The sequence below is a fragment of the Microbacterium sp. genome, from assembly GCF_035277845.1.
Taxonomy (GTDB): Bacteria; Actinomycetota; Actinomycetes; order Actinomycetales; family Microbacteriaceae; genus Microbacterium.
The window spans coordinates 1-21348 of sequence record NZ_DATEJS010000129.1; the positions used below are offsets into that span (position 1 = coordinate 1).

17 protein-coding genes are annotated in these 21348 nt (G+C 71.3%); 8 read left to right on the forward strand and 9 right to left on the reverse strand.

Going from position 1 to position 21348, the window contains the following annotated elements; genetic code table 11:
- The coding region (locus VJR25_RS05485; RefSeq protein WP_324113350.1) for an FAD-dependent monooxygenase at window positions 1-888 on the reverse strand (888 nt) is incomplete at its 3' end.
- A gap of 11 nt (window positions 889-899) precedes the next feature.
- Window positions 900-1487 (reverse strand): NUDIX hydrolase family protein, encoded by a 588-nt coding sequence (locus tag VJR25_RS05490; RefSeq protein ID WP_324113352.1) that lies wholly within the window; start codon window positions 1485-1487, stop codon window positions 900-902.
- A gap of 197 nt (window positions 1488-1684) precedes the next feature.
- Between VJR25_RS05490 and VJR25_RS05495 the strand changes: the two genes are divergently transcribed.
- From VJR25_RS05495 to VJR25_RS05505, 3 genes are read left to right on the forward strand one after another with little or no spacing between them, the layout of a single operon-like run.
- The gene (locus tag VJR25_RS05495; protein ID WP_324113354.1) at window positions 1685-2449 is read left to right on the forward strand and encodes an IclR family transcriptional regulator; all 765 of its coding nucleotides are present in this window, start codon (window positions 1685-1687) and stop codon (window positions 2447-2449) included.
- A 28-nt stretch (window positions 2450-2477) separates the two neighbouring features.
- Complete coding sequence (locus tag VJR25_RS05500) at window positions 2478-3899, forward strand: aromatic amino acid ammonia-lyase (RefSeq protein ID WP_324113356.1); 1422 nt, start codon at window positions 2478-2480, stop codon at window positions 3897-3899.
- Between the two features lie 33 nt (window positions 3900-3932).
- Window positions 3933-5261 carry an MFS transporter gene (locus tag VJR25_RS05505; protein ID WP_324113358.1) on the forward strand — a complete coding sequence of 443 codons (1329 nt, stop codon included), beginning with the start codon at window positions 3933-3935 and terminating at the stop codon, window positions 5259-5261.
- 56 nt (window positions 5262-5317) lie between these two features.
- On the opposite strand, the gene VJR25_RS05510 is transcribed toward VJR25_RS05505, so the two are convergent.
- The 5 genes from VJR25_RS05510 to VJR25_RS05530 are packed head-to-tail and all read right to left on the reverse strand — an operon-like array spanning window position 5318 to window position 12250.
- Window positions 5318-6958 carry an ABC transporter ATP-binding protein gene (locus VJR25_RS05510; protein ID WP_324113360.1) on the reverse strand — a complete coding sequence of 547 codons (1641 nt, stop codon included), beginning with the start codon at window positions 6956-6958 and terminating at the stop codon, window positions 5318-5320.
- Between the two features lie 11 nt (window positions 6959-6969).
- A complete protein-coding gene (locus VJR25_RS05515; protein WP_324113362.1) occupies window positions 6970-7893 on the reverse strand; it encodes an ABC transporter permease in 924 nt (307 codons plus the stop codon).
- A complete protein-coding gene (locus VJR25_RS05520) occupies window positions 7890-8906 on the reverse strand; it encodes an ABC transporter permease (protein WP_324113364.1) in 1017 nt (338 codons plus the stop codon). The genes VJR25_RS05515 and VJR25_RS05520 overlap by 4 nt, the downstream gene beginning before the upstream one ends.
- A complete protein-coding gene (locus tag VJR25_RS05525) occupies window positions 8893-10542 on the reverse strand; it encodes an ABC transporter substrate-binding protein (protein ID WP_324113366.1) in 1650 nt (549 codons plus the stop codon). The genes VJR25_RS05520 and VJR25_RS05525 overlap by 14 nt, the downstream gene beginning before the upstream one ends.
- 37 nt (window positions 10543-10579) lie before the next feature.
- Window positions 10580-12250 (reverse strand): amidohydrolase, encoded by a 1671-nt coding sequence (locus VJR25_RS05530; protein WP_324113368.1) that lies wholly within the window; start codon window positions 12248-12250, stop codon window positions 10580-10582.
- 147 nt (window positions 12251-12397) lie between these two features.
- Here VJR25_RS05530 and VJR25_RS05535 point away from each other — a divergent pair, with 147 nt between their 5' ends.
- The 3 genes from VJR25_RS05535 (at window position 12398) to VJR25_RS05545 (ending at window position 15828) form a co-directional block, all read left to right on the forward strand.
- Complete coding sequence (locus VJR25_RS05535; protein ID WP_324113370.1) at window positions 12398-13057, forward strand: helix-turn-helix domain-containing protein; 660 nt, start codon at window positions 12398-12400, stop codon at window positions 13055-13057.
- 146 nt (window positions 13058-13203) lie between these two features.
- Window positions 13204-13872, forward strand: a complete 669-nt coding sequence (locus tag VJR25_RS05540; protein ID WP_324113371.1) for an alpha/beta hydrolase — start codon at window positions 13204-13206, stop codon at window positions 13870-13872.
- Between the two features lie 228 nt (window positions 13873-14100).
- Window positions 14101-15828 carry an ABC-F family ATP-binding cassette domain-containing protein gene (locus tag VJR25_RS05545; RefSeq protein WP_324113374.1) on the forward strand — a complete coding sequence of 576 codons (1728 nt, stop codon included), beginning with the start codon at window positions 14101-14103 and terminating at the stop codon, window positions 15826-15828.
- 50 nt (window positions 15829-15878) lie between these two features.
- On the opposite strand, the gene VJR25_RS05550 is transcribed toward VJR25_RS05545, so the two are convergent.
- A complete protein-coding gene (locus VJR25_RS05550; RefSeq protein ID WP_324113376.1) occupies window positions 15879-16505 on the reverse strand; it encodes a TetR/AcrR family transcriptional regulator in 627 nt (208 codons plus the stop codon).
- On the reverse strand, window positions 16502-17992 hold the full coding sequence (locus tag VJR25_RS05555; protein ID WP_324113378.1) for a purine-cytosine permease family protein: 1491 nt from the start codon (window positions 17990-17992) through the stop codon (window positions 16502-16504). Before VJR25_RS05555 ends, VJR25_RS05550 begins: the two co-directional genes overlap by 4 nt.
- A 235-nt stretch (window positions 17993-18227) precedes the next feature.
- On the opposite strand from VJR25_RS05555, the gene VJR25_RS05560 reads away from it, so the two are divergent.
- Together VJR25_RS05560 and VJR25_RS05565 are read left to right on the forward strand one after the other, a co-directional pair.
- Window positions 18228-19259, forward strand: a complete 1032-nt coding sequence (locus tag VJR25_RS05560; protein ID WP_324113380.1) for an agmatine deiminase family protein — start codon at window positions 18228-18230, stop codon at window positions 19257-19259.
- Window positions 19260-19362: 103 nt separating this feature from the next.
- Window positions 19363-21054: an amidase gene (locus VJR25_RS05565; RefSeq protein WP_324113382.1), complete on the forward strand. Its 1692-nt coding sequence runs from the start codon at window positions 19363-19365 to the stop codon at window positions 21052-21054.
- Window positions 21055-21348 lie beyond the last annotated feature (294 nt).

Genomic DNA, 21348 nt, shown 5'->3' on the forward strand with positions numbered 1-21348 from the left:
CCCGAACACCGGCGACATGGCATGCGCGGCATCGCCGATGCAGAGCAGTCCCGGCTGCCACCAGGTCTCGAGCCGGTCGATCTGCACCGACAGGAGCTTGACGTCGTCGATGGCGGCGAGGTCGTCCGTCACCGACGCGAGCCGGGGCACCGCCCGCGCGATGCGGGCACGGAACGACTCGATGCCGCCCGCCCGCACCTGCTCGAACGAGCCCTTCGGGATCAGCAGCGCGCACTGCAGATACTCCGGCCGCGGGATCGTCACGACGAGCCCCTCGGCGCTGATCCACCCCAGCGTGTCGGGCATGGGCTGGGCGGGCCGTGGCATCCGGAACCAGGCGACGTCGGTCGCGACGCCGGATGCCGTCGGGACGAGCCCCGCCGCCTGCCGCACCGTGGAGGCGCGCCCGTCGCACGCGACGACGAGGTCGGCGTCGATCTGCTCGCCGGAGGCGAGCGTCACGCCGCGGATCCGTCCTGCGCGGGTGACCACGCCCTCGGCCTCCGCCCCCATCATCAGGTGGAACGACGGCAGCGTGGATGCGTCGTCGGCGAGCAGTTCCAGCAGGTCCCACTGCGGCATGAGCGTGACCAGCCGATTCGGCGCGGGCAGGCTGGAGAAGTCGATCGCGTGGATGCGGATGCCGTTGACCACGACGTCCAGGCGCGGCAGCGGCGTGTGGGCGATCGCCTCGAATCGGTCGCGCAGGCCGAGGTCGTCGATGAGGTTCAGCGTCGAGGGATGCACCGTGTCGCCGCGGAAGTCCCGGAAGAAGTCGTCGTGCTTCTCGAGCACCGTGACCTCGATGCCGGCGCGGGCCAGCAGCAGCCCGAGCATGAGACCGGCCGGTCCCCCGCCGACGATGCAGACCGTGGTGCGGCGGGACATGGCATCCGCTCCTACCGGAGCGCCCCCACGCTGGCGAGCGCCATGCGCACGAGGGTGCCGCGGCCGCCCTCCATCTCTGCGGCGACCTCGTCGGACGCCGCCTCCCGCGGAGTCATCCAGGTCACTTCGAGGGCATCCTGGCGGGGTTCGCACGTGCCGGTGACCGGCACCACGAACGCCATCGACACCGCATGCTGGCGGTCGTCGTGGAACGCTCCGAGGCCGGGCATCGGGAAGTACTCCACCACCGTGAAGGGATTGGGCTGCGGCGGCAGCAGCGGGAACGCCATCGGTCCGAGGTCGTTCTCGAGGTGGCGGAACAGCGCGTCGCGCAGCGGCTCGGCATAGCGCACCCGGCCGGACACGATGGTGCGCGTGATCTCGCCGAGCGCGGTGGCGCGCAGCAGCATCCCGACCTCGGTGACCACGCCCATGCCGTCGACGCGCACCGGCACGGCCTCGACGTACAGCATCGGCAGTCGGCGGCGGGCCTCGGCGAGCTCGATGTCGCTGAGCCATCCGGGGTTGGACATGTTCCCGGGCGGCGGGCCGAAGGGCTCGTCGCCGGCGGGCTCGGGGTCGGGGGTGCGGACCGGCATGCCCCCATTCTGCCCCCGAGCCCTCTTCAGCCGAGGACCCCCGCACGGTCGCATCTCGTGTCCGCCGCACCCGCGGTGGCGTTCTGCGCGCGCCGAAAGCAGCAGACGGATGCCGCGGCACGGCAATCGGAACGTAATTTGCGCTGAGCGACAACTTTCTCTTCCACCTCGTGAGAATCGGGCATAGCCTGCCGATCATGTCGTCGTCCGCAGTCGCAACGAAGCGCATCGCCGAACCTCCCACGGGGAGCTTCGACCGAGTCACGCACGTGCTCCTCGCCCTCGCCCACATGGACGCGCCGCGTGTCGCCGAGATCGGCGCATTCACGGGGCTCCCGGTCAGCGCCGTGTACCGCTGCATCGCGTCGCTGGTCGAGGCCGGCCTCGTCGAGGAGGGGCCGACGCACGGGCGCTACCACGCCGGCGCCGTGACCATCTCACTGGCGGAGCGGTACCGGCGCAGCTCGCTGAGCGCCGGCCAGACCGCACGCACCCTGGCTGAGCTCGCCGCGCACACGCAGGAGTTCGCTGCGCTGCTCATCCGCAGCGGCGACGAGATCGTGTGCGTCGATGCCGCCGACGGCTCCCGGGTGCTGCGCTGCTCGTTCACCATCGGCGAAGTCGTCCCCATGATCGCCGGTGCCAGCGCGAAGGCCGTGCTCGCGCACCTTCCCGACGACGAGGTGCAAGAGGTCCTCGACCGCAACGGCGTCACCGAACCCGAGGCGGAGCGGGTCCGCGCTGCTCTGCCCGGCATCCGCGAACGCGGCTTCGCCGTCAGCTCGGACGAGGTGGACGAGGGCGTGTGGGGCGTCTCCGCGCCGGTGTTCAGCCATGGAACCGTGGTCGGATCCGTCAGCACGATGGCACCGGTGTTCCGCGCCAGCCAGCTCACCGTCCGCGCCGTGCGAGGCACCGTCATGGCCGCCCAGGCCCTCACGCGACTCGATCTGAGCCTGTGATGCGGGCCGCTCTGCCCGGAGGCCGGCGATGACGATCCTCGATGGAACGGCGCTCTCGATCGACGAGGTTCTGCGCCTCGGCGCGCAGGCTCGTCCGCAACTCGAGCTCGCCGACGAGGCCCGCAGGCGGGTGGCCGACTCATGGATGCTGGCCACCGAGCTCGCCGGCAGCCGCCCGGTGTACGGCCGCACCACCGGGGTGGGCGCGAACCGTGACACGACGGTCGCCCAGGATGTCTCGTCGGACCTGCGACTGCTGCGCAGCCACGCCACCGGATCCGGCGAGACGCTGCCCCGGGTCACTGTCCGCATGGCGCTGCTCATCCGGCTGAACCAGCTGCTGCGCGGCGGATCCGGCATCCACCCGGATGCGCTCGACGCCCTGCTGGCCGCCCTCGCCGGCGACCGGATGCCGACCGTGCACGCCGCCGGCGCGATCGGAACGGGCGACCTCAGCGCGCTCGGCGAGATCGCGCTCACGCTCCTCGGCGACGGGACGGAGCAGGATCGGGACCCGCTGTGGCGGCTGCACGCCGGCGACGCGCTGCCCTTCCTCTCCTCCAATGCCGTCACGATCGCGACCGCGTGCGCCGAGATCGCGCGACTGCGGCGCTGGCAGGAGCAGCACGCTTCCGTCGCGGCGCTCTCCTTCCTCGCGGTGCGCGCCTCCCGCGAGAGCCTGCAGCCCGCGGTCCAGGCGGCGCGCCCGCAGCACGGGCAGGCGCAGGCCGCATCGGCCGTGCGCGCCCTGCTCGCGGACTGCGACGCTCCGTCCCGCCGGGTACAGGACTCGTACGGGTTCCGCGCGTACCCGCAGGTGACGGGCGCCCTCCTCGACGCGGCGGCCGCGCTCGAACACGTGGTCGGCACCGACATCGTGTCGGCATCCGAGAACCCGCTCATCGACCTCGAGAGCCGGGATGCCTTCCACAACGGCAACTTCCACGGCATCCCGCTCGCGCTCGCCGCCGACCGGGTCAAGCTCGCCCTCACCTCCGTCGGACAGCTGTCCGTCGCCCGTCTCACCGACATCTCCGACCCGGACATGACCGGTCTCACCTCGTTCCTCGCCGACACCCCCGGCGCGAGCGGCGTGATGCTCCTCGAATACAACCAGGCGGCCGCGCAGGCCGACCTGCGCCAGAACGCGCAGCCGGCCACCCTCGGAGCCGTCGTGATCTCGCGGGGCGTGGAGAACCACTCCAGCTTCTCGACCCAGGCGGTGTCCCAGCTGCGGCGCTGCCTGGATGCCGCGTTCGACGTGCTCGCCTGCGAGCTGGTCGCCGCGGTCAGGGCGCTCGAGCTGCACGGCGACCGCGTCGCCGGTCCGCTCGCGGCGTTCGTCGAGCGCCTGGCCCCACTCATCGGCCACGACCCCGCGGACCGCCCGCTGACGGCGGACCTGGCGGCCGCCCGAAGCTTCCTCGAATCCGACCCGACCCTTCCCTGACCCTCACTGACGACGCAAAGGACCCCCGACCCCATGGACACCACGATCACCGACGAGGCCAGAGAGCCCGTCCCCGAGGGCATGGTCGCGATCGACCAGATCCCCTTCGGACGCTTCCACTTCAAGGTCACCGCGATGACCTTCGGCGCCAACTTCTCGGACGGCTACGCCCTCGGCATCATCGGCAGCGCGCTGCCGCTGATCACCGCGCAGTGGAACGTCAACGGATTCTGGCAGGGGATGCTCGCGAGCTCGGCGCTCATCGGCCTCTTCTTCGGCTCGCTCATCCTCGGCCGGGTCAGCGACCGCATCGGCCGTCAGCGCGTCTACGTGCTGAACTTCGTGCTCATCGCCGCGGCATCCCTGGCGCAGTTCTGGGCGCCGAACGTCGAGACCATCTTCATCCTGCGCCTGCTGATCGGATTCGGCCTCGGCGCCGACTACGCGGTCGGGCCGACGCTGCTGTCGGAGTTCGCCCCGCGCAAGTCGCGCGGACTCATGCTGTCGTCGCTGACCGTGCTCTGGACCGTCGGCTACGTCATCGCGAACGTCATCGGCGCCTACGTCAACATCGGCCCCGACACGTGGCGCTGGCTGCTGGCATCCGGCTTCATCCCCGCCCTGTTCGTGCTGATCGTGCGCATCGGCTCCCCGGAGTCGCCCGGCTGGCTGATCAGCAAGGGCCGGGGCGAAGAGGCCAAGGCCATCGCGGCGAAGTACCTGAACACCGGGAACGTCTACATCCCGGCCGCGCACATCGCCGAGAAGAGCAACTACGGCGAGCTGTTCAGCCCCGAACTGCGCAAGAGCACCTGGTTCGGCATCCTCTTCTACAGCGCCCAGGTGCTGCCGTACTTCGCGATCTACACGTTCGTGTACACGATCCTCGAAGCGATGAAGGTGCACGACGCCAACGTGCAGAACCTGCTGATCAACATCTTCCTGCTCGCCGGTGGCGTCGCCGGTCTCTGGGCGATCGCGAAGTTCCCGCGCAAGGCGTTCACGTTCTGGACGTTCATCATCATGACCGTGTCGCTGGTGCTGCTCGGCATCCTCGCGAACGCCTCGCCGTGGCTCATGCTGATCCCGTTCATCGTGTACTCGTTCGTGATGTCGGGAGCATCCAACATCACGCAGGTGTACCCGCCGGAGCTCTTCCCGACGCACCTGCGCGGCAGCGGCGTGGGCCTGCTCAACGCCACGAGCCGCATCGCGTCGGCGATCGGCACGTTCCTGCTGCCGATCAGCCTCGAGAAGTGGGGCGTCTCGGTGTCCATGTACTGGCTCGCCGGCGTCCTGGCGCTCGGCGCCCTGGTCACCTGGGTCTGGGCTCCCAGCACCGAGGGCAAGAAGCTCGTCTGACGAAGCCCTCGACGAGGCCAGAGGGATGCCGGTACCCCCGGCATCCCTCTCTGCGTTCAGGCCGCGCGCGGGACGCTGTCCAGCAGCAGCTGCGTGTACTCGTGCTGCGGGTCGCGCAGCAATTGCTCGGTGGGACCGTGCTCGACGATCTCTCCGCGGCGCATCACGACGGTCTCGTCGCACACCCGGCGCACGACGCCCAGGTCGTGGCTGATGAACATCACGGTGAGCCCCCGCTCGGCGCGGACGGATGCCACCAGGTCGAGCACCTGCGCCTGCACCGAGACGTCGAGGGCGCTGGTTGCCTCGTCCATGACGAGTACGTCGGGCTGGATCGCGATGGCCCGGGCGATCGCGACGCGCTGGCGCTGACCGCCCGACAGCGTCCTGGGCCGGGCCTGCGCGTGCCGCTCGCCGAGGCCGACGGCATCCAGCAGCTCGAGCACCCGCGTCCGCGCATCGGATGCCGACAGCGGGGTGTGCAGGCGCAGCACGTCCTCGATGGCACGGCCCGCGGGGATGCGGGGATCCAGCGACAGGTACGGGTCCTGGAACACCATCTGCACCGACTTCGCCCGTGCCAGCCGCTCGGTGCGGCCGCGCGGCGTGCGGGTGCGCTCGGCGCCGGCGATCCGGATGGCGCCGGCATCCGCCTGCTCGAGGCCCACCACCATGCGGGCGAGGGTCGACTTGCCCGATCCGGATTCGCCCACCACACCCAGCGAACCGCCCCGCGGGATCTGCAGGGTCGCGCCGCACACGGCCTGCACGGGAGGCTTGCCGTGGCGCAGGTACGTCTTCGAGACGCCGGCGATCTCGAGTGCGGGACTGTGCGTTTCGGCGGGACTGTGCGTTTCGGCAGGACTGTGCGCTTCGGCTCGACTGTGCGTTTCGGCTCGCTCCGCTCGCTCAACGACCGTGGGGGTGGGAGCCGGGGCGGCGTCGACCGTGGGGGTCGCCGCGACGAGGCGCTGCGTGTACGCCTGCACCGGGCGGACGAAGACCTGGCGCGCGTCGCCCTGCTCGACGACCTCGCCGCCCTGCATGACGTAGACGCGGTCGCAGATGGATGCCGCGAGGTTGAGGTCGTGGGTGATGAACAGCATCCCCATCCCCCGCGCGGCGCGCTGCGCGGCGAGCACCTGGATGATCTCCGCCTGCGTGGTGACGTCGAGCGCCGTGGTCGGCTCGTCGCAGATCAGCAGCTTCGGCGAGGAGGTCAGCGCCCCGGCGATCATGACGCGCTGCAGCATCCCGCCGGAGAACTCGTGCGGGAACTGCTTCAGATGCGCCTGCGGATCGGGCAGCTGCACCGCGGCGAGCAGCTCGATCGCGCGGGCGCGGGCGTCCTGCGGCGACCGGTGCTCGACGAGGCGGAGCGTCTCGGTCATGTGGTCGCCGATGGTGCGCATCGGGTTGATGCCGGCTCGCGGATCCTGGAAGATCATGGCCGCAGTGGTACGCCGGATCGCCAGGATGCCGGCCTCCGGCGACCCGGTCACCTCGCGGCCGTCGACCGAGACCGACCCGCCGAACGCGGCACCGTCGGGCCACAGCCCGAGGGCGGTGCGCGCGGTGAGCGACTTGCCCGAGCCGGACTCGCCGACGAGGCCGACGGTCTCCCCGGCAGCCACGTGCAGCGTGACGCCGTGCAGCAGCTCGGTGCCGTCCGGGAGGGTCAGCGTGAGATCACGCACGTCCAGGAGCATCACGCCGGCACCTCTCCGCCGATCCGATCGGACATCTCCTCGCCGACGATGTTGACGGCGACCACCGCGAGCACGACGGCCACGGCCGGCACGATCGCGGGCAGGAAGGCCCCGGACGCGATGCCCGCCTGCGCCTCGTCGATCATTGCGCCCCAGTCGGGGGTGGGCGGCTGCACACCGAGGCCGAGGAACGAGAGGCCGGCGAGCTCGGCGAGCACATACCCGAAGTTGAGGGCCGACTGCGCGCCGACCACGGGGGTGATGTTCGGCATGACGCGGCGCAGGGCGATCCACGGTCCGCCGAAGCCCTGCACCCGGTACGCCGAGACGTACGGTCGTGTGCGCTCCGCCTGCACGAGGGCGCGGGTCAGCCGGGCGACGTACGGCGCATACGCGATGCACATGGCGATCACGGGGGCGACCAGGCCCTTTCCGAACAGCGCGACGGCCATGATGGCGATCAGCAGCGACGGGAACGCGAACAGCACGTCGAACAGGCGCCCGAGCACCGTGTCGATCCAGCCGCCCCGCCACCCGGCCGCGAGGCCGAGCAGCATCCCGACGATCGTCGAGCCGATGACGACGGCGAGGGGGCCGATGAGCGCGGTGCGTCCGCCCCACATGGTGCGGCTGAGCAGGTCCCGGCCGAGGTTGTCGGTGCCGAGCCAGTGCGCGGCCGACGGGCCGGCGTTGATCGCGGCGTAGTCGATCCGGTCGGGGCTGTACGGCGCGAGGAACGGCGCGCCCGCGGCCGCGACGACGAACATCAGCAGGATGATGACGCTGATCCAGAAGGTGGCCGTGGCGCGCGGGACGCGAGGCGCCCGCAGCACGCGAAGCGCCGGGCCCGCGCCGGCGGAGGCTCCGCGCGACGCGCCGGCGCCGGGTGGAGTGCCGGTGGGGACGGTCGGTGTGGTGGTCATCGGGCGGACGCTCCTGCCGCGGATCGGGGGTCGATGAGGGGCTCGAGGATGTCGATGACGGCGTTGACGAGCAGGAATGCGGTCACCACCAGCAGCACGATCGCCTGCACCACCGGGAAGTCGAGACGGTCGACGGACTGCACGAGCAGGCTCCCGATGCCGGAGATGCCGAACGCGGACTCCACGATGGAGGTCGCCACCAGCAGCCCCGCGATGAGGGGACCGCCGACCGTGACGATGGGGCGCAGCGCGTTGCGGAACACGTGCCGGCGCACGACGGCGCCGCGGCTGAGGCCGCGCGAGCGCGCCACCTCGACGTGCTCGCGACCGTACTGCTCGACCATGGCCGAGCGGGTCACCTTGCCGACCACCACGACGAAGACGATCGTGAGCGCGAGCGCGGGAAGAGTCAGGTGGTAGGCCATGTCGACGAAGCCCTGCCCCGACCCGAACGTGGGGAACCAGCCCAACCCCACCGCGAACACCGCGATGAGCACGATCGAACCGACGAACGAGGGGATCGCGGACAGGATGGTCAGCGCGATGAGCGTGACGCGATCGGCCGGCTTGCCGCGCCGGACGGCGGCGAGGATGCCGGCGGCGAGACCGATCACGACGATCAGCACCGCCGAGATCAGCACCAGCATGAGCGTGGTCGGCATCCGGTCCGCGATCACCGTCGCAACGGGCTGCCGGTACTGCAGCGAGCGGCCGAAGTCGCCGTGCAGCATCCCGACGACCCAGTTCGCATACTGCTGCCACGGCGGCAGATTCAGTCCGTACTCCGCGGTCACGGCGGCGACGGCATCCGGATTGGGGCGGCGCCCGCGCAGCAGGAACCGCACCGGGTCGCCCGGCACGAGGAACCGGGAGAAGAAGACGAGGAGCGTCACCAGCCACAGCGTCAGCAGCAGACTGCCGAGCTTGCCGGCCAGGCGGCGGAGGAAGGCGGCGGTCCGCCCTCCCCCGACGGCCGGCAGGGTGCGGGCCGTGACGGTGTCAGCGCTTGCCAATGGTGGCCGCCCACGGGTAGTAGAGGAAAGCGACCGACGGCGAGGCGCCGGTGATCCGCTTGCCGAGGAACATCGTCATGGGCGCCTGTGCGAGGGGCAGCCAGGGCAGCTGCTCGTTCGCGATCTTCTGCGCCTGCGCGGACAGCTGTGCCCGCGCTTCCGGATCCATCGTGCTGATGGCCTTCTGCACGACGGTGTCGAAGGCCGGGTCGGACCAGTTCGCGTAGTTGGAGAACTGACCGGTCTGCAGCACCGCGTACATCTCGAGCGGATCCGGGCTGGACAGGTACCAGTTCGTGTAGAACAGGTCGATTCCCTTGCGCGCGGTCGGGTCGCTGAACAGGGCCGAGAACTGCGCGGGGGTGACCGTCGTGATCTTCGCCTTCATGCCGATGGCCTGCAGCGCCGCGGCCGTGCCCTGGGACACGATGGCGAAGTCGTTGCCGAGCGGAGCCGTGGCGATCGTCACGGTCTTGCCCTCGGCGCCGGCATCCTTCACGAGCTTCCTGGCCGCCGCGAGGTCGTACGGGTACGTGTTCAGCCCGTCGAACGCGGATGCCTTGGTCGCCGCCGACGCGCCGGACCACACCGACGGGGTCGTCAAGGCGTCGGTGACGGTGCCGATCCCGCCCGTGGCCGCCGTGGTCATGCCCTTGCGGTCGAGGGCCATGAGCAGGGCCTTGCGCACGCGCAGGTCGCCGAGGGCGCCCTTCAGGTTCGAGACGATGAGGCTGTTCACCGCGGTGTTCAGGCCGTAGTACAGAGTGCCGGCCGTGGTGCTGCGCAGCTGCGAGAGCGCCTCGGCGGGGATCATGAACGATCCGTCGACGGCGCCGGACTTGAGTGCGTTGACCCGGGCGGTGGCGTCCTGCAGGAACACGAACGTGAAGCTCTTGCTCTTCGCCCGCAGCGCCTTGTCCCAGTAGCCGTCGTAGCGCGACAGCGTGATCGACTGGCCGGAGGTCCAGCTGTCGATCTTGTACGGTCCCGTGCAGTCGACGAGCCCCGTCGAGTTGCCGTAGTCCTTGCCGGCCTTTTTCAGGTAGGCGGCCGATTCGACGACGCCGGGGTCGGCACCCATGCCCAGGTTGAACTGGGAGTCGGGACGGGTCGTGGTGACCGTCACCTGGTACTGCCCGGTCTGGCGGATCGACTTCACGTAGCGGTAGGTGTCGGCCCACGCCGAGCCCACATTCGGGTCCATGTGGCGCTTCATCGACGCCACGACATCGGCCGCGGTCATCGGGGTGCCGTCGTGGAACGTGACGCCCTTGCGGATCTCGTACACCCACGTGGTCGGGTTCGGGTTGGAGAACGAGGTCGCGAGACTCGGCGACAGGGTCCAGTCCGGGTTCAGGCGCAGCAGCGACTCGCAGACGTTCGAGAGCACCTGGTTGTCCGGGTAGTCGAACGCGTAGGCGTAGTCGAGCGACAGCGGTTCGGCGTACACGGCCCACGTGACGCTGTCGATGTCGCCGGAGGGGGCGGGGCTGTTCGCGGTGATCGTGACGGCGGCGGATGCTGCGGGCGTCGGGTCGCCCGCCGACGAGCATCCGGCGAGGGCGAGGGCGGCGACGAGCGCGCCGGCGAGGCCTGTGGCCACGCGCCGCCCGCGGATCGAACGGAAGGAGGGCATCTTCGGCTCCGGTTCTGTGGTGTGTTCGGGTCGGGTGTCAGCGGGCAGATCCGGGGCGGACGTAGACGGGTCTGCCGTCGATCCAGGTGGACTGCACGGTGGCGGTGTGGATGTCGCCGGGGGCGAGCTCGAACGGGTTCGGCGAGATCACCGTGAGGTTCGCGAGATAGCCGGGACGGATGCGTCCGGTGTCGTCGTCACGGTGGTTGATGCGCGCGGTGCCCGAGGTGTAGGCCGCGAACGCGGCGGCCAGCCCGATCCGCTGCTCGGGACCGGCCAGCGGCGGGGCATCCGACCCGGGCGCGGTGCGGTTGACGGCGATGTGGATCGCGGCGATCGGATCGGCCGACGAGACCGGCCAGTCGCTGCCCGCGCACAGCCGCACGCCGGCGCGCACGAAGTCCCCGAAGGGATAGTGCCGGGACTCGGCCCCCTCGCGCAGGAACGGCAGGGTGAGCTCGTCCATCTGATCCTCGTGCGTGGCCCACAGAGCCTGGATGTTGGCGGTGGCGTCCAACTCGGCGAACCGGGGCACCTCGGCCTCGTCGACCACCTGCAGGTGTGCCAGGTGGTGACGGCCGTCGGTGGCTCCGTTGGCGGCGCGGGCGGCCTCGAGCGCATCGAGGGCCTCCCGCACGGCACGGTCTCCCAGGGCGTGGAAGTGCACCTGCTGGCCCGCGGCATCCAGCGCAGTCACGTACTGCTTGAGCAGCTCCGGGTCGATGAAGCTGAGTCCGGAGTTGCCGGTGGGATGCCCGTGCCCGTCGCCGTACGGGGTGAGCATCGCGGCGGTGCGGTTCTCGGCGACGCCGTCGACCATGATCTTGGTGGTGCCGAGGCTGACCTTGCCGCCGGTGTCGCGGGCGGCGACCTGCTCGCGGCGGGCGGCCATGCGCGCGACCTGCTCGATGCCGGCGGAGCGCTCCCACCACTGCGAGCCGACCACGTGCACCTCGAGGGTGCCCTCGTCGGCCGCGCGCAGGTAGGCGTCGAGCGGGTTCGCCATGCCGGCGGCCTCGCCGATGAGTGCGTCCTGCCAGCCCGTGATGCCGAGCGCGGTCAGTTCCTCCTGCGCGCGCAGCAGACCGCGGTACACGAGGTCGGCGTCGGGCGTCGGACGGTGGCCGCCGAACAGGTCGACGGCGCCCTCGTGGAAGGTTCCCGAGGGGTGTCCCGCGGCATCCCGCACGATGACCCCGTCGACCGGGTCGGGGGTGTCGGCGTCGATGCCGGCGGCGCGCATGGCGGCGGTGTTGGCCCACAGGCTGTGGTGGTCGCGGCTCATCAGCGTGACCGGCACGTCGGGCACGACGTCGTCGATGAGGGATGCCGTCGGGTTGCCGCCCGGGTAGTGGTCCATCGACCAGCCGCCGCCGGTGATCCAGCCCACGTCGGGGTTCGCCGCGGCGTAGGCGGCGATGATCGCGACGGCGTCGGCGGCGCTCCCGCCGCCGGTCAGGTTGCACTGCAGCAGCTCGACGCCACCGGAGGTCGGGTGCACGTGCGCATCCTGGAACCCGGGGCTCAGCAGCGCACCGTCGAGGTCGACGATGCGCGTCTCGGCGTCGCAGTACAGCTCGATCTCGGAAGCGGAGACGACCGCCGTGATCCGGTCGCCGGTCACGGCCACCGCGTAGCCCCGGATCGGGTCGCCGGAGCCGGTGAAGACCGCGCCTCCGGTGAAGATGACGTCTGCTGCCGTTGCCATGTGTCCCACTTCGTCGTGTCGGTTCGGGTTGCGTTGCGACTGTACGGGGTTCAATGCAGCGTTGTCAACGCTGTTGACACAGTTGTTGTCCGAACCGTTACAGTGGATGCCGCACCCCGGCGTGGGACGATGGAGGAGGAGGTGCGCATGGCCGTCAAGGCAGCTGTCCGGACGAAGGTGCGGCTCGATCCGGATCGGATCATCGCGGCCGGTCTGGAACTCGCCGCCCGGCCGGGCGTCAGCGCGATCTCGGTGCGCGAGCTGGGCACGATGCTCGGCGCCGACCCCACCGCGATCTACCGGCACTTCCGCAGCAAGGACGACCTGATGCGGGCCCTCCTGGACCACATCCTGGCGGGCTCCCTCGCCGAGGTGGATGCCGGCGCCCCGTGGGACGAGCGCCTGCGTCAGCTGGCCGAGCGCACGCTCGTCTGGGCGGCGCGCTACCCGGCCATCGCCGTCGAGTCGGTCGTGCTGACCACCCACGGCCCGGGCGAGCTCGGCGCGGTCGAGCTGATGCTCGACGCGTTCCGCGAGGCCGGCCTGTCCGACGACGAGATCGTGCGCCACTACGCCCTGCTGGCCTCGCACAGCCTGTCGGGCGCCGCCGGAATCGCCCGGGCGCGCGCCGAGGCGCCGGGCGAGGAGGACGCCTGGCTCGACGAGCCGCTCATCGCCGACCCCCGCAGGTACCCGATGATCGCCCGTTACGGTGCCCGGCTCAGTGAGCTGCGCGACGTCGACCTGCTCATGCGCGGGGTCGAGATGATCACCGAGTCCGCGCGCCGCGCCGCGGCATCCCGCTGACGCCTCCCGCTGGCCGCCTCCCGCGAACCCTCACCGGAAGACGCGAGCCCTGATCCGAATACGCGTTCAGCCCGTCTTCCGGTGAGGGTTCGCATAACCGGATGAGGGCTCGGCACGATGTCGGAGGGGCCTGCGATCATGGGGGGATGAGCGATCCCGACGCCCCCGACCTCGATCCCGGCGCCGTGCTCTGGTCGGCGCCGCCCGAGCAGCGCGCGGGGCGCCCGCTGCTGGTGCTGCTGCACGGGTACGGCGCCGACGAGCACGACCTGTACGGACTCGTGCCGTACCTGCCCGAGGGATTCCTCGTGGCCTCGGTGCGCGCTCCGCTCGCGCCGTCGTGGCCCGCGCCGGGGGCGGCCTGGTACCCGATCGAAGACCTGTCGACGCGGGACGCCGGAGCGGTGACGGATGCCGCGGAGTCGTTCCTGGCCTGGCTCGACGACGCCGGCCACGACGGCCCGGTGGGGCTGCTCGGCTTCTCGCAGGGCGGCGCAGTCTCGCTGCAGGCTCTGCGGCTGCAGCCCGAGCGGTTCGCGTTCGCGGTGGTGCTCGCCGGCTACGTGGCACCCGGCGAGCTGCCGCGCGACGCCGAACTGGCGGAGCTCAAGCCCCCGGTGTTCTGGGGGCGCGGGGCGCGCGACGAGGTGATCCCGGCATCCCTCGTCGCACACACCACCGAGTGGCTGCCCGGCCACGTCGACCTGTCCGGACGGGTGTACGCGGGGCTCACGCACAGCGTGTCGCAGGCCGAGCTCGACGACGTGGCGACCTTCCTCGCGAAACGGCTGGAGCCCACCACTTCCTCGGCGTGATCGGGTAGCCTGGCCTGGTCCCTGTCCCGAGTGTGAGGAAGACCTGTGACCAAGATCGTCGCGTCCGCGCTGTAATCCGCGCCGTACCGTCGATCTCCGACGTGTCTGCGCATCACTTCCGCGCCGACCGTCGATCCTGTCGCTTCCCGCTCCCTGTCAGGGCACCACGCCCGGCGAGCCTTCGCGGCCTTCGGTGTTCGGCGCATCCCGAACACTCTGGAGGCCCCTATGTCCGCATCACCCACCGGGACGTCCGTCGTCCTCGACGACCTCACCTTCACCTGGCCCGACGGCTCGCCGGCGCTGAGCGGCGTCTCGGGCGCATTCGGCGCCGGCCGCACGGGACTCGTCGGCCGCAACGGCTCCGGCAAGTCGACGCTGCTGCAGGTGGTCGCCGGTGCGCTCGAACCCGGATCCGGCTCCGTCGCCGTGACCGGTGACGTGGCGTACCTGCCGCAGCACCTGACGCTCGCCGTCGACCAGCCGGTCGCCGAACTGCTCGGCGTCGCGCCGGTGCTGGCGGCCGTGCGAGCCGTCGAGCGCGGCGACGTCGACCCCGCGCACTTCGATGCCATCGGCGACGACTGGGACATCGAAGCGCGTGCCACGGCCGCGCTCGCCGAGGCGGGGCTGCCGGGCGACGCACTCGACCGACGGGTCGGCGAGTTGTCCGGCGGCGAAGCGGTGCTGGCCGCGGTGGCCGGCATCCGGCTGCAGCGGGCGGCCGTCACGCTCCTCGACGAGCCCACCAACAACCTCGACCGGGATGCCCGCGCCCGCCTGTACGACCTCGTGCGGGCGTGGCGCGGCGCGCTCATCGTGGTCAGCCACGACGTCGCCATGCTCGAGCTGATGGACGACACCGCCGAGCTGTACGGCGGCGGACTGTCGGTGTTCGGCGGCCCGTACTCGGCGTGGCGCGCCTGGCTGGATGCCGAGCAGGATGCCGCGGCCCGCGCCGAGTCGGATGCCCGCAAGGACCTGCGCCGCGAGAAGCGTCAGCGGATCGAGGCGGAGTCCAAACTCGCGAGCCGGGCGGCCATGGGACGCAAGGCCGAGGTGGAGAAGCGCGTGCCGAAGATGGTGGCGCACGGGCGCCGGATGGAGGCGCAGGTGTCGGCCGGCAGGCTGCGGGTCGAGGTCGCCCAGAAGGAGGCGGCCGCCCGAGCCGCGCTGGACGCCGCCGGGCGACGCGTGCGCGACGACGACAGCGTGCACATCGATCTGCCCGATCCGTACGTGCCGTCGAGCCGGCGCATCGCGACGATCGGGGACGGCGAGCACCGCTGGGTGATCCAGGGGCCGGAGCGGGTGGCGCTCGTCGGCCCGAACGGCACCGGCAAGACCACCCTGCTCGAGCAGCTGGTCGCCGGATCGGCCGCCGAGCGGGGAGCACCCCCACTCCCCCCGGCCGCCCAGCGAGGAGCGTCCCCACTCCCACCGGTCGTTGAGCGAGGAGCGCAGCGACGAGACGAAACGCACCTGACATCCGAGGCATCCCGCTTCGGCATTTCACCGCTTTCGGCTCACCCGACCGCCGGGATCCACATCGGGTACCTGCCGCAGCGCGTCGACGGGCTCGACGACGACGCCACCGTCCTCGAGAACCTGCAGGCGGCCGCGCCGCACACGCCGACCGCGGAGCTGCGCAATCGGCTCGCCCGGTTCCTGCTGCGCGGCGACACGGTGCTGCGGCCGGTGTCCACCCTCTCCGGCGGCGAGCGCTTCCGCGTCGCCCTGGCGCGGCTGCTGTTGACCGATCCGCCCCCGCAGTTGCTCGTGCTCGACGAGCCGACGAACAACCTCGACCTCGACACGGTGTCGCAGCTGGTGGATGCGCTCTCGGCGTACCGCGGCGCGGTGCTGGTGGTGAGCCACGACGACGTGTTCCTGGCCCGGCTCGGCATCGATCTGACGCTCGAGCTCGATCGGGACGGGAGGCTGAGGGCGGGATGAGCACCCGGCACGTCGCGCCTCGCCGGAAGTCGTGACGACCGCGCCGGGCTCTACCGCAGGGAGCCCGGCGCGAGCCCGAGCTCGTGCTCCATCGCGTGACAGACCAGCCGCCCGCGCTCCATCGCGGCGCCGTAGTTCACGAGCGCGTGGGAGTTGATGCCGTCGATCATGCCGAGGTACTGCCACGCCACCGAGTGCGCATCGTCCGTGTGGAATTCGCCGGCGCGCATCCCGCGTTCGATGAGGGACACGACGAACTCCTGCCACTGGTCCATGAGATCGCGCACGGCCCCCTGGAGGGCGTCGTTGCGGCGACTCAGCACGAACACCTCGGCCCACATCGCGGTCACCTCGTCACGGCCCGTGTCCAGGAGGGCCCGCGTGAGCACGCGCAGCGCATCGGTCGCCGTCGCCTCCGCGTCGGTCTCGGCGCGCATCTCGGCGAGCTCGTCCTCGGCGATCGTGCGGAACGTCGCCGCGACGAGCGCTTCCATGTTCGGCTCGTAGTGCACGACGAGGGTCCGCGTCACCCCCACGCGCTCCGCGACGGACCGCAGCGTCACGGCGACCAGGCCGTCGCGCCGGGCGATCTCACGGGCGGCGGCGCGCAGCTCCTCCCCGCGCTCGGCGGGCGGTTTGCGACCGGCGCGGGGGCGGACGGGCGACGATGCGGTCACGATGCGGGAGGCTCCAGCACCGGTGCATTCGGCGCGACCGAGGCGGAGTGCGCGGGCGCCGCGGCATCCGGTGCGGGATCCACGGACCGAGGCGACAGCAACACGAATCCACCGTAGACGATGGCCGTCACGATGCCCGAGCCGAGCGCGCTCGGGTCGACGCCGCCGAAGACGTCCGCAAGCGGCCCGTGGTAGAGCGTGGTGTCGACGCTGAGCACCCCGAAGACGGAGCCCGCGAGCCAGGCGACGACGGCCGGGACGTTCCAGCCGGCGCGGAACCAGTACCGTCCGCCGTGGCGCCGCTGCGCGAACGCCTGCAGGTCGTCCGGGTCGTACGCCCGCGTGCGCAGCGCGCCGATGAGGATGACGACGACCCACGGCGCGGTGATGCCGTTGAGGATGATGGTCGCCGCCGTGATGGAGTCGATCGCGTTGAAGACGAACACGCCGACGTACAGCAGCACGACGGAGGCCGCGGCGGCGAGCGCGGTCGTGTGCACGCGGCGCAGGCTCGGGAAGAAGGTCTCGAGGTCGAGGCCGGTCGCATAGATGTTGAGTACGCCCTGCCCGAAACCGCCCGCGACCGACACGATGAGCACGAGCACGACGAACCACAGGGGCGAGGCTCCGACGAGGTCCCCCATGAAGTCGCCCGTGGAGTGCTGCACCGCGACGCCGACGAACGCACCGAGGATCGACGGCAGCAGCATCCCGATCATGAGCCCGCCGAACAGTGCCCAGCGCACGCGCCGGGCCGAGTGCCGCCGCAGCGAGATGCGCCGCGTGTAGTCGCCGACGACCGGAGCGTACGACAGCGGACCTGCCATCGCGAGTACGACCGAGAGCACGAACGTCTGCGCGTATCCGCCGAGCGCGGGATGCGCCGCGATCCGCGTCGGGTCGAAGCCGGCCGCGAACGCCACGAAACCGAGGACGATCGCGGTGCCGGCGATCGGGACCACGAACTTCTGCATCGCGACGATCGTGGCGTGGCCGAACAGGGCGACCACGACGATCAGCGCCGACACGATCGCATACGCGGCCGCGTGCATCGCCGGGGCATCGGGCAGTCCGACGAGCCGGTGCCCGGTTGCGACGAGCGCGTCGCCGCTGGTCCACACGGTGAGCGCGGCGAACACGACGGCGATGACGAGAGACAGCCCGGAGCCGATCAGGCGTCCGCGGATCCCGAAGAAGGCGCCGCTCGAGACGGTCATGTTGGTGCCGGTGCGCGGCGAGACCGTCGCGAGGGGCAGGAGCACGATCGTGCCGAGCAGGGTTCCGACCACCGTCGAGAGCACCGCTCCCCGGAAGTCCAGGCCCAGCTGCACGGCCACCCAGCCGTACACGGCGACCGTCCACCCCAGGTTGCTGCCCAGGAAGACGGCGAACAGGTTGCCGGGAGACGAGTCGCGTTCGCTCTCGGGCAGGTAGTCGACGCCTGCCTCCTCGACGTGGCCGACTCTGTCGCTGCGGTTCGTCGTCATGTGATCACTCCTTCGGGAACGGGGTCGCCAACAGCATGTGCTATATTGACCTTGAAGTCAATAACTTTCGCCCCGCTCCCGGGTGCGGCGAAAAGTGAGTGAACGATCGACACGGCGTCGTCCATCGCCACCGTGTCGATCGCCGCATCCCGCACTGGCCGCCGAGGCATGGTCGGGATGACACGAAACGGATACGCTGACGGGCACACCGACCGTCTCGAGGAAGAGGACCCCCATGGGCTGGAGGATGCCGCACGAAGGCGCCCCGCACGACCGCACCTGGATGGCATTCCCCACGGAGGGTCAGACGACCGGGGACGACGCCGCCGAACAGGAGCGCTTCTACGGGGCCTGGAGCGCGGTCGCGAACACGATCATCGACTTCGAGCCGGTGACCATGGTCGTCGATCCGGGCCAGGCCGAGCGCGCGCGACGCATGCTCAGCTCCGAGATCGAGCTCGTCGAGGCTCCGGTCGACGAGTTCTGGTTCCGCGACCACGGCCCCACCTTCGTCGTCGACGACGAGCGCCCCGGCGTGCTCGGCGCGGTCGACTGGGTGTTCAACGGCTGGGGCGACCGCGGCTGGTCCGACTTCGAGAAGTCGGCGGAGCACGCGCGCCTCGTCTCGGGGATCGTCGGCTCGGAGCTCATCAGCTCCCTGCTCGTCAACGAGGGCGGCGGCATCCACGTCGACGGCGAGGGCACCATCCTCCTCACCGAGACCGTGCAGCTCGACAAGCGCCGCAACCCGTACGCCGACAAGGCCCGCGTCGAGGCCGAGCTGGCCCGCACCCTCGGCATCACCAAGGCCATCTGGCTGCCCCGCGGCCTCACCCGCGACTACGACGACTTCGGCACCAACGGGCACGTCGACATCGTCGCCGCGTTCGGCGCGCCCGGGACCGTCATGCTGCACAAGCAGAACGACCCCGAGCACCCCGACTTCCAGGTGTCCCGCGACCTGCGCGCGTTCCTGGCCGGCCAGACGGATGCCGCCGGCCGCGAGCTCGAGATCATCGACCTGCCGGCCCCCGCGACGATCCGCGACGACGAGGGCTTCGTCGACTACTCGTACGTCAACCACCTCGTCGTCAACGGCGGCATCATCGCGTGCGGTTTCGGCGACGAGAACGCCGACGCCCAGGCCCGCGAGATCCTCGAAGCCGCCTACCCCGGCAACCGCCGCGCGGTGACGGTGGACGCCCGCCAGATCTTCGCCGGCGGCGGCGGCATCCACTGCATCACCCAGCAGCAGCCCACGGTCTGACCCCGGTCACGGCGCAGGCCGCCATCCCTCCCCGGTCGTCGAGCGAGGCTCGACAGGGCCGAGACGAAACGCAACTCACTGACGAAAGGCAAGGAGCCACCCCATGTTCGACGTCGTCGAAGCGTCCATCGCCGAGCTGCGCGCCGCGCTCGAATCCGGCGCGGTCACCAGCGTGCAGCTGGTCGAGGCGTACCAGGCGCGCATCGCCGCGTACGACGGCCCCGGCACCGAGACGAAGCTCAACGCGGTCGTCGTGCCGAACCCCGACGCGCTCGCTGAGGCCGCCGCATCCGACGCCCGCCGCGCCGCGGGAGAGCTGCTCGGACCGCTCGACGGCATCCCGTACACGGCGAAGGACAGCTACCTGCACACGGGCCTGACGGCAGCGTCGGGCAGCCACGCGTTCGAGCACCTCGTGGCGCAGCGCGACGCGTTCACGATCGAGCGGCTGCGCGCCGGCGGCGCGATCTGCCTGGGGCTCACGAACATGCCCCCGATGGCGAACGGCGGGATGCAGCGGGGCGTGTACGGCCGCGCGGAGAGCCCGTACAACGCGGAGTGGCTGACATCGGCGTTCGGCTCCGGCTCGTCGAACGGCTCGGGCACGGCGACCGCGGCGTCCTACGCGGCGTTCGGGCTCGGCGAGGAGACCTGGTCGAGCGGCCGGGCTCCGGCATCCCACAACGCGCTCGTCGCCTACTGCCCGAGCCGCGGCGTCATCTCGGTGCGCGGCAACTGGCCGCTGGTGCCGACCCAGGACGTCGTCGTGCCGCATGCGCGGAACGTGGCCGACCTGCTCGAGATCCTCGACGTGGTCGTGGCCGACGACCACACCGCGCGCGGCGACTTCTGGCGCATGCAGCCGTGGGTGCAGCTGCCCAAGGCCTCGGAGGTGCGGCCCGACTCGTACGTGTCGCTGCCGCCCGCCGACCTGCGCGGCACGCGGTTCGGCGTGCCGAGGATGTACATCAACGCGGACCCGGATGCCGGCACCGGCACGGGCATCGGCGGTCCCACCGGCGAGCGCGTCGAGACCCGCGAGTCGGTCATGGAGCTGTGGCGGGCCGCGCGCGCCGACCTCGAGGCCGCCGGCGCCGAGGTCGTCGAGGTGGACTTCCCCGCCGTCACCAACTACGAGGGCGACCGCGCCGGCGCGCCGACCATCGCCACCCGTGGCATCGTGCCCGCCGACTTCCTGCGCAGCGAGGTCGTGGAGCTGTGCGCCTGGAGCTGGAACGACTTCCTCGCGGCGAACGGCGACCCGGCCCTGAACACGCTCGCCGACGTCGACGGCGCGCAGATCTTCCCGGCCCCGCCGGGAGCCCTGCCCGACCGCTACACGGGGTTCGACGACGACATCAACGAGCTGCCGGACCTGTTCCGCGCGCACCCGGTCACCGACATGACGACGATCCCGCACATGGCCGAAGGCGTGCGCGGGCTCGAGGAGACCCGCCGCATCGACCTCGAGCAGTGGATGGACGAGCTCGGACTCGACGCGGTGCTCTACCCCGCGATGGCCGACGTCGGCCCGGCCGACATGGACGTGAACCCGGCATCCGCCGACCTGGGCTGGCGCAACGGCGTGTGGGTCGCCAACGGCAACATCACGCCGCGCCACCTCGGCATCCCGTCGGTGACCGTGCCGATGGGCACGATGAGCGACATCGGGATGCCGGTGGGCCTCACGATCTCCGGCCGCGCCTACGACGACACCGCCCTGCTGCAGATCGCCGCCGCGTTCGAGGCCATCCGGCCCCGCCGCACCGAGCCCCCGCGCACCCCGCGCCTGTAGCGCGTCCCTCCCCCGGTCGTTGAGCGAGCGAGCGCCGGCGAGCGAGACGAAACGCGGCAAGCCCGCGAGGACGACGCGTTTCGTCTCGCTCCGCTCGCTCAACGAGCGGGGTGCAGGGCGACCCTTCCGCGACACCCGAGCCACCGTGCACCCCGCACCTGCACCCGTAACCCCTCCCCCGGTCGTTGAGCGAGCGAGCGCCAGCGAGCGAGACGAAACGCAGCAACCCCGGAAGGCCGACGCGTTTCGTCTCGCTCCGCTCGCTCAACGACCCGAGGTGCAGGGCGACCGTTC

What these genes read in the sequence shown, in the direction of transcription:
- VJR25_RS05490 (WP_324113352.1), bottom strand. Translation starts at nt 1,487, where the DNA reads ATGCCGGTCCGCACCCCCGACCCCGAGCCCGCCGGCGACGAGCCCTTC.
- VJR25_RS05495 (WP_324113354.1), top strand. Translation starts at nt 1,685, where the DNA reads ATGTCGTCGTCCGCAGTCGCAACGAAGCGCATCGCCGAACCTCCCACG.
- VJR25_RS05500 (WP_324113356.1), top strand. Translation starts at nt 2,478, where the DNA reads ATGACGATCCTCGATGGAACGGCGCTCTCGATCGACGAGGTTCTGCGC.
- VJR25_RS05505 (WP_324113358.1), top strand. Translation starts at nt 3,933, where the DNA reads ATGGACACCACGATCACCGACGAGGCCAGAGAGCCCGTCCCCGAGGGC.
- VJR25_RS05515 (WP_324113362.1), bottom strand. Translation starts at nt 7,893, where the DNA reads ATGACCACCACACCGACCGTCCCCACCGGCACTCCACCCGGCGCCGGC.
- VJR25_RS05525 (WP_324113366.1), bottom strand. Translation starts at nt 10,542, where the DNA reads ATGCCCTCCTTCCGTTCGATCCGCGGGCGGCGCGTGGCCACAGGCCTC.
- VJR25_RS05530 (WP_324113368.1), bottom strand. Translation starts at nt 12,250, where the DNA reads ATGGCAACGGCAGCAGACGTCATCTTCACCGGAGGCGCGGTCTTCACC.
- VJR25_RS05535 (WP_324113370.1), top strand. Translation starts at nt 12,398, where the DNA reads ATGGCCGTCAAGGCAGCTGTCCGGACGAAGGTGCGGCTCGATCCGGAT.
- VJR25_RS05540 (WP_324113371.1), top strand. Translation starts at nt 13,204, where the DNA reads ATGAGCGATCCCGACGCCCCCGACCTCGATCCCGGCGCCGTGCTCTGG.
- VJR25_RS05545 (WP_324113374.1), top strand. Translation starts at nt 14,101, where the DNA reads ATGTCCGCATCACCCACCGGGACGTCCGTCGTCCTCGACGACCTCACC.
- VJR25_RS05555 (WP_324113378.1), bottom strand. Translation starts at nt 17,992, where the DNA reads ATGACGACGAACCGCAGCGACAGAGTCGGCCACGTCGAGGAGGCAGGC.
- VJR25_RS05560 (WP_324113380.1), top strand. Translation starts at nt 18,228, where the DNA reads ATGGGCTGGAGGATGCCGCACGAAGGCGCCCCGCACGACCGCACCTGG.
- VJR25_RS05565 (WP_324113382.1), top strand. Translation starts at nt 19,363, where the DNA reads ATGTTCGACGTCGTCGAAGCGTCCATCGCCGAGCTGCGCGCCGCGCTC.